The following is a 12,130-nucleotide window of genomic DNA, read 5'->3' on the forward strand; positions in this document are numbered from 1 at the left end:
GGTATGGATCTCTCCTCTGAACAGATGGCTGAGCTGCGGGAGTTGGCGGGTTCGCGGCATGTGCCGGCTGTCGTGGCGCTTCGCGCGCGGGTCGTGTTGTGGTCGGCCGAGGGGCGGCGCCGAAAGGACATCGCCGAGCTCGCCGGTGTGGCACCGCTGACGGTGGACCGGTGCAAGTCCCGCTATGCCGAGCGTGGTGTTGCCGGGCTGGAGGACAAACGCCGGGGCGGGCCGCGGACTCAGGTGCCGCCTCGGGTGCGGGCCCGGGTGATCGCCTTGACGAGGATGTCCCCGCCGGTGGATTCCGGGCTCTCGCACTGGTCGACGCGATCGCTGGCCGACCACTTGAAGCGGCGCGAGGGCATCTCGGTGTCCTGGCACTACGTTGCCCGCATCTGGCGTGAGGAGAATCTGAAACCGCACCGTTCGGGCACCTTCAAGATCTCGAAGGACCCGGCGTTCGCGGAGAAGGTCGCCGACATCGTCGGGCTGTACCTGGCCCCGCCCGGTGGCGCCGTGGTGCTGTCGGTCGACGAGAAGACGCAGGTGCAGGCCCTGGACCGGACCCAGCCGGTGCTGCCGGTGGCCTTCGCGGCCACCGAGCAGCGCACCCACGACTACGTCCGGCACGGCACCACGAACCTGTTCGCCGCGCTGACACGGCAGCTGTAGTTCGTGATCGGTAACGGATCCGGGCTGGTCAGCGGTTCCACGAGGCTGCTTGCGGGCATGGGTACGGCCACCGTGATCATGACCGTTTGTGACGACGAATCAGGACGCGGTGGCCGTGGAGGTCACGGTAGCGCAGGCGGTGTGGCGGGACGGCTTCGGGGCGGCCATGGGGCTGGTAGCGGACTGCTTTCCACGCCGTGAGACGCGGCGGACGCTGCGGGAGACGGTCGAGGCGGTACTGATGGGGCTGGAGCGGATCAACTGCTGGACGCTGGCCGAGGCGCTCGGGCACTGCGGTCCGCACCGGCTGCAGCACTTCCTGTCCAGGGCGGTGTGGGACGACGAGGCGGTCCGTGCGCGTCTTGCCGCCTTCACTGTGGGACATCTCGCTGATGACCAGGCGATGTTGGTGGTCGACGAGACCGGCGACGCGAAGTCCTCGACCGATGCGGTGGGCGCCGCCCATCAGTACTCTGGCGCGCTGGGCGGTGTCGGCTTGTGCCAGGTCGCCGTCCATCTGACCTACGTGGGCCCGGCCGGGCACGCGCTGATTGACCGCGCCCTGTACCTGACCCGGGACTGGGCCGCTGACGAGGAACGGCGGCTGCTTACGGGGGTGCCCGACGAGCTGGTTTTCGCGACCAAGCCGCAGCTGGCCGCCGCGATGCTCGCCCAGGCCCGCGCTCAGGGCTTCCCGGCTCGCTGGGTCGCCGCCGACGAGGTCTACGGTGGCGTCGACCTGCGCAGACGCATACGCGAGCTCGGTTTCGACTACGCCGTCGCCGTACCCGCCTCGCACCGTGTGACCACCCCGGCCGGCCGGTTCGACACCGCCGGCGTGCTGGCGAAGCTGCCCCGCAGGGCCTGGCAGCGGATCCGCACCGGCCACGGCACCAAGGGCGACCGCCACTACGACTGGGTAATGATCGAGGTGACCGCCGACGACATCCCGCAGGGGCACGAGACGGGCCACAGCTTCCTGCTTGTCCGCCGCCACCGCTACACCCGTGAACTCTCCTTCTATCGCTGCCACTCCACCACCCCCGTCACCCTGTCCGACCTCGTCGAAGTCATCTGCTGTCGCTGGCGCGTAGAGGAAGATTTCCAGGCCGCGAAGTCCCTGGCCGGGCTCGACCAAGGGCAGGCGACCTGCTGGAACTCCTGGATGCGCTGGAGTCTGATCAGCCTCATCGCCGCTTCCCTTCTCGCCGTGGCCGCCGCCCGGCACCCCGGCGACACCGAAAGCGGTGAGCCCGACACCGAGCACGAACCGATGATCGCCCTCACCCGACCCGAACTCCTGCGGCTTCTACGGGCTTTCGTCCTGCCGCAGCCCGTCACCGACGCCCAACACGTCCTGCACTGGTCACACTGGCGACGACGCCACCAACACCGGGCCGCCACCTGCCACCGCTACTGGAACGAGGTCACTGCAGCGGCGTGATCACGAACTACAGCTGCCGTGGCTGAACGTCACGACCGGTGAGGTGCTGGGCGAGTGCAAGCCGAGCCGGAACGGCGCGAACTTCCTGGCGTTCCTGAAAAAGGCCGTCAAGCCGCATGCGGGAAAGGAGATCCACGTCGTCCTGGACAACCTGTCCACGCACACCACCCCGGACGTGAAGGCGTGGCTGGCGAAGAACCCGCACGTCCACTTCCATTTCACCCCTGTCGGGTCCTCGTGGCTGAACCAGATCGTGCGACACGAAAGCCGCTTGAGAAGAGCGGACTCACCGAAGGAGGATCGACTGATGTCGAAGGTGTAGCTCCCGAGCCAGTGCACAGGGCTCGTTCCCGCCTCAGCGTGCGTCGTGAGTAATCGCGGGGTGCGAAGCCTGGGGAAATGCCCAAGGATCCTCGTTCCATCCGGGGGTTACAGGCTGGGAAATGCCGGACGGGTGAATGCGAATGAACCCTTGATGATGCCTCGTCATGAGCACTCTCGCCGATGGGTCGTTTCAGCGAGAGATAGGGACTGGCCGCTGGAAATCGGCAGGCGCCGACTGGGGAAATCTGGCCAGTCGGGAGTGCACCGCCGTCCCCGGGGTGCAGAGGGCCCCCTCACCGGCAGCATCTCTCTCATGCGGAACGTGACAACCCCGATGGAGTCCAGGCAATGCAATTCTGACCTGGTAAGCCAACCGCAAGGAAGGCCCAACTCTCCAGCGGGCGCAGGAAGACCCAGCAAGCGAATGCCGGTCGCCGAAAGGCAACAGGAAACCGGGAACCATGCGCTGACACCTCCGTCGGTGGTCCCCGCATAACTGGCCGGATAGGGGCCGATGTCCCGGCCTGAAAGGGCGCTGACGTGGGTCTGGTGAGCCCGTGAAGAAACGATGACCAAAGACACCTGAACCGAAGGGCAAGTTGGACGCCGTGACGACACACGTGGCTGGGGCGGCGCAAGCCGCTGCGACCGCAGCCGGCATGGCGAACGGACCGGAGGACGAGATCACCGACTGGCCGTCGATCGACTGGCGGACCGTCGAGGACGACGTACGGCGTCTGCGGCAACGCATCTTCACGGCATCGCAGGCAGGAGACCTGGCCAAGGTCAGGAATCTGCAGAAGTTGATGCTCCGCTCCCGCGCCAACACACTCGCGAGTGTGCGGCGGGTCACGGAAGTCAACGCTGGCCGCAAGACGGCGGGCATCGACGGGAAAGTCGTCCTGCTGCCCCAGGGAAAGGCCGAGTTGGCCGACTGGGTCCAGCATGGCGCGGCCCCGTGGAAGCCCAAGCCCGTCAAGCGGGTGTATATAGCCAAGGCGAATGGGAAGCAGCGCCCACTTGGAATTCCTGTGATCGCCGACAGATGCCTTCAAGCTCTGACGCTGAATGCACTGGAGCCCGAGTGGGAGGCACGGCTGGAACCGAAGGTCTACGGTTTCCGTCCAGGCCGTGGCTGTCATGACGCGATCGTTGCCATCCACACGACGGCGAGCGGCAAGAACGCCAAACGCTTGTGGGTGCTCGACGCGGACTTGAAAGCGGCATTCGACCGAATCGACCACGATCACCTGCTCGCGTCATTGGGCTCCTTTCCCGGGAGGGGAATGATCGCCGGATGGCTGAAGGCGGGTGTGGTCGAGAAAGGTTGGTTCACCCCCACGGTGGAGGGAACTCCCCAGGGCGGGGTGATCAGTCCCGCGTTGTTGAACATCGCCTTGCACGGCATGGGAAAGGCTGCTGGAGTCCGCTACCAGAATCTCGGCAGTGATGCCACGATTCTGGCGCGCGATTCTCCGGTTCTGGTCGTCTACGCCGACGACCTTCTCGCCCTGTGTCATTCTCGGGAACAGGCCGAGCAGGTCAAGGCGCGGCTGACTGTGTGGCTCGCGCCCCGGGGCCTGGCCTTCAACGAGGACAAGACGCGCATTGTCCACCTCGATGAGGGCTGCGACTTCCTGGGGTTCAACATCCGACGCTACCGCAGCAAGCTGCTGACCAAACCGAGCAACGCGGCCTTGCGGCGGATCCGGGAACGGCTTGCCGCCGAGGTGCTGGCCCTGCGAGGGGCCAACGCCGACGCGGTGATCGCCAAGCTCAACCCGATCATCAAGGGCTGGGCTGCCTACTACCGGATCGGGGTGTCCAAGCGGGCGTTCAACTCGCTGGACGCCTACGTGTGGAGACTGGTCTACAAGTGGGCCAAGTTCTCCCACCCGAACAAGCCGATGCGCTGGGTGACTGCCCGGTACTTCGCCATGTTCAACCCGTTCAGGCAGGACACATGGGTATTCGGGGACCGCACCAGCGGTTTCTACCTCTACAAGTTCGCCTGGACGCCGATCGTCCGGCACCGGATGGTGCCAGGGAGGGCGTCAACCGACGATCCCGCCCTGGCCGACTTCTGGGCCAAGCGGTGCCGCCGCGGCAAACTCCCGCTGGGCAAGGGCACCTTGCATCTGTTGCAGATGCAAGACGGCCGATGTCCGCTCTGCGGAGGGCTGCTGCTGCACGCCGACCACGAGCCGCAAACTCCCGACCAGTGGGAGCAGTGGCTCAAGGTCACCCGCATCGCGATCCGCAAACACGCGGTCACCGCCGAAGCGGGCAACGGCAAGCCGGACAAACCCGCCGCCTCACGCCTGATACACACCCACTGCCGGCGTCGGCTGGCCACTGGCCCCGGCCGGTGACCAGCACTTCTGTTCGCCCGCGAGCCCAAGGGGCTTGCTTGAGCCGGTTGCCTGGAAAGCGGGCACGGCCGGTTCTGAGGGGGGACCGCTGCAGCAATGCAGCGGTCCTACCCGACGAGATCTGGTTCGGGATCATCACCCGGCAGTCCATCCGCCGTGGCACGTTCTCCAGCGTCAACGTCCTGGTCAAACAGATCCGCGACTACATCAACTCCTGGAACGAGAACGCGAAGCCCTTCACCTGGACCGCCACCGCCGACGAGATCCTCGCCAAGGTCCGACTCGTCCAGACCAGCGTGAAGAAACTCGTCAATAACAACTCGAAGTAACACAATCAGGATCACGAGACACTAGACGCCACGTCGCCAGCTCTGTCGGTTCTGCTCTGCTACGAACCAGCGCCAACATCCGCAGTTCACTCACCCTCGGCGCAACGCTGTCAGGCAATCCCATGTACTTGCGCCACCTGATCACCGGCCTCGCTCGACAGCCCGTCGCCCTGGTCGGCATCGACTGCAAGCGAGGTGTCGAACTGGCGCCCTTCGCGCCCCGGCTCTCGGCGCTCGCCACCGACCCGGAACAGGCGGCTGACCTGCTGCCCGTGCTCGTCAAGGAAATGGAGGACCGCTACGACCTGATCAAGGCACGCCAGGGCATCGCCTCCAGCACCCCCGATGAGGAGATCACCTCCGGCATCTGGGGGACTGCCAGACCACGAACGGCCTGTGCCCGTCGTGCTGTTCGTCGATGAAGTCGCCGAACTCTTCCTCGTCGCCACGCGCAAGGACGAGGAACGCCGCGACGAGATGGTCACCCAGCTCATTCGAATTGCCCAACTCGGCCGTGCCGCCGGGATCTACCTGGAGGTGTGCGGGCAGCGGTTCGGCGCCGAACTGGGCAAGGGAGCCACCATGCTCCGGGCCCAGCTCACCGGCCGTGTCTGCCACCGGGTCAACGACGAAGCGTCCGCCAAGACGGCGCTCGGCGACATCGCCCCGAGGCGGTCTTGGCTGCCTGCGCATCGCTCCCGAGCGTCCCGGCCTGGCCGTCGCTGGCGACACCTCCGGCGGCTGGTCCCGCATCCGCACGCCGTACCTCTCCCTCGGCGATGCCGCCGAGACCTGCCGGACCTCGGCACACCTGGTGCCCCACCTGCCCGCGCTGAAGTCCTTCCAGCCGTGACCGACTGACTTCCCCAACCCGGTCGGCGTGGCCGCCTCACGCCAACTCCCTACCCCTTCCATGTCTGAGTCCGAAAAGGAGCCGCATTACGAAGCGGCCGTGCTCTGGAACGCGCACGCCGGACCGCTCTGGCGCCGCTTCTCGACCTACCTGCGCCGTGAGGTCGCCAAGCGCGCGGGCCTGTCCCAGCGGCGATTCCGCGAGCACGCCCGCGTTTCCTTCGCCAAGGTCGCCGAGTACCAGAAGCGGGGCGCCGTCCACTTCCACGCGGTGATCCGCCTCGACGGCCTCGGCGGCGGTGATACCCCGCCCCCGGCCTGGGCGACCGCCGAGCCGCTCACCGATGCCATCCGTGTCGCCGCAGCAAAGGGCCGCGTGGATGGCCCGATCATCGACGGTCGCACCCACACCTTCACCTTCGGCCGCCAACTCGACGTCCGGACCATCCGATCCGCTGACTTTAACGACGGCCAGGAACTCACCGATCGGGCCGTTGCCGCGTACATCGCCAAGTACGCAACCAAAGGCGCCGAAACGGCCACAGGAGCTCTCGACCGCCCCCTGAAGTTCGCCGCCGAACTCGCCCAGCTCGACATCAGTGACCACGCCCGCCGCCTGATCCGAACCGCCTGGACCCTCGGCGGACGCAAGGACCTGGAACACCTCCGCCTGCGCGCATGGGCCCACATGCTCGGATTCCGCGGCCACTTCTCCACCAAGTCCCGCTGCTACTCCACCACCCTCGGCGCCCTCCGTGATGCCCGTGCCGAATGGCGCCGAGCCCAAGCAGGGGCCAACGCCTCCGAGCGCGAGCCGGAGACGATGTACGTCCTCGCCCACTGGGTCTTCGCCGGAACCGGCCGCACCGACGCCGAAGCCTGGCTGGCTGCATCCCTCGAACCCGCACCCGGAACGGAAGGAGAGCCCACCGCATGAATGACCGCTACCTGTCCGTCGACCAGGTCGCCGAGTTGCTCGGCACGACCGCTCGATTCCCTCGGCGGCTGATCGAGGAGCGGCGCATCCGGTACGTGAAGGTCGGCCGGCATGTCCGCATCCCGGAGATGGCTTCGTAGGTGAGAGCCGACACCGGTTGTCGATGAGTTTGAGCAGCACTTGTCGATCACAGGACCGCTAAATGTTGACGAGAATTGACACCGCTGCGGTGGGGCGGGGAGTGTTCGGTGATCGAGGCCAGCGGTGTCCTGTTGCGTTTGCCGGGCCTCCCCTTCGGCTGACGCTCAGTCCGCGCTGCGGCGCCGTCCGCGGTGACGTGCCACGGCGTCGTTGTTGGCGCAGCGCACCGAACAGTAGGCGCGTCGGCCGTTGCGGGAGGTGTCGACGAATGCCAGACCGCAGCCGCTGCGCGCGCAGCGGCCCAGCCGGTCGGCGCCGGCGAAGCACACCATGTAGGCGAGTCCGGCCGCTGTGATGGCGCGGATGTGGGCGGCGGCGCTGGCATCGGCGGCGCTGTAGTGCAGGTGGGGTCGGCCGTCGTGCAGGGAGATGTGGGGCCTGCTGGAAGCGTCGGCGAGCAGGGTGTTGATCGCCTGGCACCGCTCTTCGAGGTTCTGCGAACCGAAACAAGTGGCCAGGCGTCGGCTCCATCTCCAGATCTCCTCGGCCTCGGCGATGGTGAGCATACGGTGCACCACGCCGTGCGCGGCGAGCAGAGGTTCCAGGTGCTCTGGTCGTGGCGGCGCCGTGAGGTTGGCCAGGTCAGCGGCTAGCCGAGCGGCCTCTCCGCCGTAATGGTTGAAATGCACAGGACTATTACACCACCGTGTGAGCAACGAGCTCTTCGGAGGTGCGGCGGCAATCCAGCGCTGTCGGCGTGGTCGCTGCGGCAGATCCGCGTGGCAAAGCCCTGGCAGCGCAGAAGGTGGAGGAGCCCGACGGTGAAGACTCCCAGCCCGACCTTGCAGGGCGCCGCAGCGGCGCCGGCACTGATGCTGGCCCAGATCATCAGCCTGCAGGCGGGTTCGGCCGTGGCAAAGGAGGCGTACGCAGTCATCGGCCCCACGGCACTCGCCGGCATGCGGCTGGTCTTCTCGGCCGCGGTCCTGTGGGTCCTGGTCCGACCGCGGCTTCGAGGGGTCACGGCCCGGCAGTGGCGGGCGGCGATCTCACTCGGTCTGGTCTTCGCGGCGATGAACCTGGCGTACTTCCAGGCCATCAGCCGCCTGCCGATCGGGGTTGCCGCCACCTTGGAACTGCTCGGGCCGCTCGCCTTGTCGATCGTCCTGTCACGTCGGCTGGAACACCTCGCGGTGGCGCTGGTGGCGCTCGCCGGCGTACTCCTGCTGACCACCCCGGGGGCCTCACTCCCCACCGCGGGAATCCTGCTGGGCGGTGCCGCCGCGCTGTGCCGGGCCGGGTATGTGGTGCTGAGCCGGAGGGTGGGGCAACTGTTCTCCGACTGGACGGGCCTGGCCCTGGCCCTGGCCTGCGGCGCCTGTGTGCTGGCCCCAGTCGCCACTGTCGCGGACGGTGACGTCGTGGCGGCCCACCCGGCCGTCCTGGGCACCGGGCTCCTGGTGGCACTGCTGTCCTCCCTGATCCCGTACTCGCTGGACATGACAGTCCTGCGGCGCATCGACACGCGAGCCTTCGGAGTGCTGCTGGCGCTGAGCCCCGCAGTGGGGGCAGGGGTCGGATACGTCCTGCTGCACGAGCAGCTCACGGCACGTCAACTGTGCGCCATGGCGCTGGTGGTCCTCGCGGGCGCCTGGTCGGTGCGTCGCGCCACCCGGAACAGGGCACCCGCCGACGGTTCCGGTACTCGTACCGCCCGGAGCCACCGGCCCATGTAATGGTTGAAGTGACTTAGATAGTGACTTCATGCTGGCGGCATGACTCCCACGTCCGCAGTCACGCTGACAGTCGACCGCTGCCCCGTCTGTGGTGAGCCGACTCCGGCAGAGGCCCGGTGGTGGACACTGAAGTCCCACCACCGCATCTCCGAAGGAGAACTCGAGTACTGCGCCAGCGGCTGCGGCTGCCTGGTCGTTCTGGTCAACGGGGAGATCGTCAAGAGCATCCCCGCCGCTCGTAGGTAGTCCGCACCAGCACGCCGTGAACGGTGCGTCCGGTTCGTCGTTGGAACACCCTCGCGCGTAAGTAGTTGTTGTCGTTCCGATCTTGAGGGGTGTGCGTCGAACGGGGGTCCCGATCGGGTGATCGGCACTGGCCGCGGGCATGAAGGCAGGGCCTCTTGGTAGCTCGGGGTTGCGAAGCCAACCGAGATCCAGGAGACCCTGTTGCCGCAGTTGTACGTGCTCGCGCCGGTGGAGTTCAACTCGGCGTCTCCGTCGTGTGATTGTGTCGCCCACCGGTTCGGAAACGCAGCCGATCACCCAGAGCGTGTTCGGCGGTATCCGTCGGACACGACGGACGCGGAGTGGGAGAAGGTCCGGCCGCTGCTGCCGGTGCCGGCCTGGCTGCGCGGCCGGGGCGGGCAGCCGGAGGGGTACTGCCACCGCGCGATGCTGGACGCGATCCGCTACCTCGTGGACAACGGCATCAAGTGGCGCGCGATGCCCGGGGACTTCCCGCCACGGGACCGGGTGTATGCGTTCTTCCGCCGCTGGCGCGACCACGGCCTGGTCAAGGAGTTCCACGACCGGCTGCGCGGACAGGTTCGCGAAACGCTGGGCCGCGACGCGGCACCGACAGCCGGTGTGATCGACTCGCAGTCCATCAAGGCGGACGCCGTCGTCGGTTCGGACAGCCGCGGCTTCGACGGCGGCAAACTCGTCAACGGGCGTAAGCGGCACGTCGTGGTCGACACGCTCGGCCTGCTGCTGGGCGTGATGGTCACCGCCGCGGACACCGGCGACCGCACCGCCGCCCAGGTCCTGCTCGAGCAGATGGCCGACACGCACCACCGGCTCGCCCTGGTCTGGGCCGACGGCGGCTACACCGGCCCCCTCGTCGAGTACTGCCTGGCCACGCTCGCGCTGATCCTGGCGATCGTCAGACGCAGCGACGACATGCGCGGCTTCGTGGTGCTGCCCAAGCGGTGGATCGTCGAGCGGTTCTTCGCCCACCTGATGCGCACCCGCCGCCTGGCGCGCGACTTCGAACGCCGCACCGCCAGCGCCGAGGCGGCGGTCTACTGGTCGATGACCCTGCTCATGACGCGCCGCCTGGCCCGCTCACGCCCGCAGCCAGCGTGAACCGGCCCGGCGCGGGCTCGGCCAGCCAGCCCCGCGCGACCAGGAGTTTCGCCTTCGACCGCAGCGCCTCCACCTTGGCCGGCACCACATCCATGCCGAACATCACGGCCAACTCCTGGCAGGTCAGCGGCCCTTGATGGAGCCGGTGCCGGTCCGCGAGCGCCTCGAGGATGCGCTGATAGTCCACCGACAGCACCGACCAGGCCAGCCCCTCACGCCACACCGGCACCTGCGACTTCGGTTTCGCCGCCTTCCTGGGCGCCGAGCGCACGTCCGCGTCCCGTGGGCCGGGGACGGCCTCCTCATCAGCGATGCTGCCGCCGTCCGGAGCCAGGACCGTGCCCACTCGCCTGCGGGCGATCGCCCACTCCTGCCATTCCTGCTCGGCCGCGGCCAGCTCGGCCTGGATGCGATCGGCTTCCTCACGCAACCCGTCGACTCGACGGCGAGCGGCGAGCTCGTGCTGTTCCAGCAGTCCGACAACCGACGGCATCCGCAACCTCCCGGGGAGCGACAACAGGACACGCCACCACTCCCACCGAATCACCGACCCTATGCCTGACCAGCGAAAACGCAGCCCTCAGATTCGGAACGACAACAGCCACTGACGGCCGGTGTACCTCTGTCCGCCGGGACACGTCATCCTTCGCTCTGACCCGGTCAGAGCAAGCCGCCCCACCCCCTGGCCGGGGTGGGGCGGTCTACGTTTGTGCGTACGACCCCCGCCGACTCGCTCGGCGGGGGTCGCCGCCCGCGGGCCAGACCTCTCCGCCCGGACACCGCAGGTGACGACGAGCCTCTGTCTGGCGCGCGAGGGGAGTCGCGCCGCCCTCGTCCTGCATGGGCAGCGTATGCGCGTCACGATTCTGATCAAGTCCCCCGGATGAGTGATGCGAAACACTTTGATCGTTTGGGGATGTGGACTCTATGTGGACTCTGAACATGAGAAAGGCCTCCCGTTCGAACAAACGGGAGGCCTCTCGGCCCCTCTGGCCTGCTGTGCAGTTCGGTGCCCCCGGCAGGATTCGAACCTGCGACACCCGCTTTAGGAGTGGGATCGAATCCTTGCCGGGGGATGCCTGGCGCTGTCGCGCGGTGCTGTTTCCCCTGGTCAGAACCGCGCGGCGAGCCACTTGATCCGGCTCATGCCGCCCTGTATCGGCCCGTCCGCTCACGCATCGCTCACGCGCTGCTGGCTGCTGAGCGGCGCGTGGTCAGACCTGGCCAAGGTCGATCTCCACCGGGAAGGGGGCCGCTACCTTGAGGATGCCAGTGAACACGTCTCCGTCCCGGTAGGTCTTCGTCGCGGGGTCGAGAACGTAGGTGTACACGAGAGGGACGCCTGTCGCGGCCTGCTCGATCCGCCAGTAGAAGCCGATGCCTGCCTTGGCGTACTGGTCGACCTTCACGATCCGGTCGGTGGTCTCCGAGCCTGGTGACACCACCTCCGCCACCAGCAGCACGTGCTCAGGGCGGGTGGGGGTGATGTCGATCATGTCTGCGCGGTACACGATGACGTCCGGGCGGCGATTGGTGAGCGGGACGTCCTGAAGCCGGACGTCGAAGTCGGTGTCGGCGTTCCACTCCGGGCCCGCGGCGGCATCCAGGGCGTTGGCCAGAATCCGGGCGAGCCGGTTGTGCCGCTTGGACGCACTCGGACTCACGACGACCATCCCGTCCACGATCTCGATACCGGCGCACTGCTCCTCGGACCAGGACTCGTATTCCTCCGCCGTGATCTGCTCATGCATCCATGCCGGAGCCACCATCTCGGCCGTCATGAAGCACCTCCCGGACACTGTGCTGCGGGCCCGATCCCGCTGGGTTCAGCGTACTGTCTGCCATCCGTCCGGCACGCTGATCTCGCTCACGCCCCTCCCCGTCGGCCGGCATCCGCGTAGTAGCCGAGGCTGTTGCATGGGCGCTCATCGATCTGGTGTGCGCCCCTGACGCGCGCC

At 67.5% G+C, this 12,130-nt stretch carries 10 protein-coding genes and 4 pseudogenes; 11 read left to right on the top strand and 3 right to left on the bottom strand.

Translation table 11 applies throughout. From position 1 onward, the window contains the following. Nucleotides 1-24: 24 nt before the first annotated feature. The 8 genes and pseudogenes from ACKTSN_RS26795 to ACKTSN_RS26830 all read left to right on the top strand — a co-directional run. Nucleotides 25-654: pseudogene (locus ACKTSN_RS26795) on the top strand (IS630 family transposase); the annotation flags it as partial. A 106-nt stretch (nucleotides 655-760) separates the two neighbouring features. Beyond that, nucleotides 761-2,116 carry an IS701 family transposase gene (locus tag ACKTSN_RS26800; protein WP_409468959.1) on the top strand — a complete coding sequence of 452 codons (1,356 nt, stop codon included), beginning with the start codon at nucleotides 761-763 and terminating at the stop codon, nucleotides 2,114-2,116. Nucleotides 2,117-2,159: 43 nt separating this feature from the next. Beyond that, entirely contained in the window at nucleotides 2,160-2,438 is a 279-nt protein-coding gene (locus ACKTSN_RS26805) for a transposase (protein WP_409471446.1), read from the top strand. Between the two features lie 661 nt (nucleotides 2,439-3,099). After that, nucleotides 3,100-4,812, top strand: coding sequence for a group II intron reverse transcriptase/maturase (gene ltrA, locus ACKTSN_RS26810; RefSeq protein ID WP_409467920.1), 1,713 nt, complete (start codon nucleotides 3,100-3,102; stop codon nucleotides 4,810-4,812). Between the two features lie 38 nt (nucleotides 4,813-4,850). Then, nucleotides 4,851-5,141: a hypothetical protein gene (locus tag ACKTSN_RS26815; RefSeq protein WP_409467919.1), complete on the top strand. Its 291-nt coding sequence runs from the start codon at nucleotides 4,851-4,853 to the stop codon at nucleotides 5,139-5,141. An 86-nt stretch (nucleotides 5,142-5,227) separates the two neighbouring features. Further along, nucleotides 5,228-5,994: pseudogene (locus tag ACKTSN_RS26820) on the top strand (FtsK/SpoIIIE domain-containing protein); the annotation flags it as partial. Nucleotides 5,995-6,081: 87 nt separating this feature from the next. Further along, a pseudogene (locus ACKTSN_RS26825) lies at nucleotides 6,082-6,930 on the top strand (replication initiator); the annotation flags it as partial. Next, nucleotides 6,927-7,064 (top strand): annotated as a pseudogene (locus ACKTSN_RS26830) (excisionase family DNA-binding protein); the annotation flags it as partial. The pseudogenes ACKTSN_RS26825 and ACKTSN_RS26830, both read left to right, overlap by 4 nt. 171 nt (nucleotides 7,065-7,235) lie before the next feature. On the opposite strand, the gene ACKTSN_RS26835 reads toward ACKTSN_RS26830, so the two are convergent. After that, a complete protein-coding gene (locus ACKTSN_RS26835) occupies nucleotides 7,236-7,637 on the bottom strand; it encodes a CGNR zinc finger domain-containing protein (protein WP_409471447.1) in 402 nt (133 codons plus the stop codon). Between the two features lie 255 nt (nucleotides 7,638-7,892). Between ACKTSN_RS26835 and ACKTSN_RS26840 the strand changes: the two genes are divergently transcribed. From ACKTSN_RS26840 to ACKTSN_RS26850, 3 genes are all read left to right on the top strand, one after another. Next, nucleotides 7,893-8,807, top strand: a complete 915-nt coding sequence (locus ACKTSN_RS26840) for an EamA family transporter (protein WP_409471448.1) — start codon at nucleotides 7,893-7,895, stop codon at nucleotides 8,805-8,807. A 39-nt stretch (nucleotides 8,808-8,846) separates the two neighbouring features. Next, nucleotides 8,847-9,053 carry a hypothetical protein gene (locus tag ACKTSN_RS26845; protein WP_409471449.1) on the top strand — a complete coding sequence of 69 codons (207 nt, stop codon included), beginning with the start codon at nucleotides 8,847-8,849 and terminating at the stop codon, nucleotides 9,051-9,053. Nucleotides 9,054-9,254: 201 nt separating this feature from the next. Next, on the top strand, nucleotides 9,255-10,172 hold the full coding sequence (locus ACKTSN_RS26850) for an IS5 family transposase (protein ID WP_409471450.1): 918 nt from the start codon (nucleotides 9,255-9,257) through the stop codon (nucleotides 10,170-10,172). Here the strand turns inward: ACKTSN_RS26850 and ACKTSN_RS26855 are convergent. After that, complete coding sequence (locus tag ACKTSN_RS26855) at nucleotides 10,129-10,665, bottom strand: hypothetical protein (protein WP_409471451.1); 537 nt, start codon at nucleotides 10,663-10,665, stop codon at nucleotides 10,129-10,131. The genes ACKTSN_RS26850 and ACKTSN_RS26855 overlap by 44 nt on opposite strands. 721 nt (nucleotides 10,666-11,386) lie before the next feature. Beyond that, a complete protein-coding gene (locus ACKTSN_RS26860; protein WP_409471452.1) occupies nucleotides 11,387-11,953 on the bottom strand; it encodes a Uma2 family endonuclease in 567 nt (188 codons plus the stop codon). Between the last annotated feature and the right edge of the window lie 177 nt (nucleotides 11,954-12,130).

It is taken from the genome of Streptomyces flavusporus (assembly GCF_046267975.1).
Taxonomy (GTDB): Bacteria; Actinomycetota; Actinomycetes; order Streptomycetales; family Streptomycetaceae; genus Streptomyces; species Streptomyces flavusporus.

Excerpts from the sequence above, each read along its gene's own strand:
- ltrA (WP_409467920.1), top strand. The coding sequence starts at position 3,100 with ATGGCGAACGGACCGGAGGACGAGATCACCGACTGGCCGTCGATCGAC.
- ACKTSN_RS26835 (WP_409471447.1), bottom strand. The coding sequence starts at position 7,637 with ATGCTCACCATCGCCGAGGCCGAGGAGATCTGGAGATGGAGCCGACGC.
- ACKTSN_RS26845 (WP_409471449.1), top strand. The coding sequence starts at position 8,847 with ATGACTCCCACGTCCGCAGTCACGCTGACAGTCGACCGCTGCCCCGTC.
- ACKTSN_RS26855 (WP_409471451.1), bottom strand. The coding sequence starts at position 10,665 with ATGCCGTCGGTTGTCGGACTGCTGGAACAGCACGAGCTCGCCGCTCGC.
- ACKTSN_RS26860 (WP_409471452.1), bottom strand. The coding sequence starts at position 11,953 with ATGACGGCCGAGATGGTGGCTCCGGCATGGATGCATGAGCAGATCACG.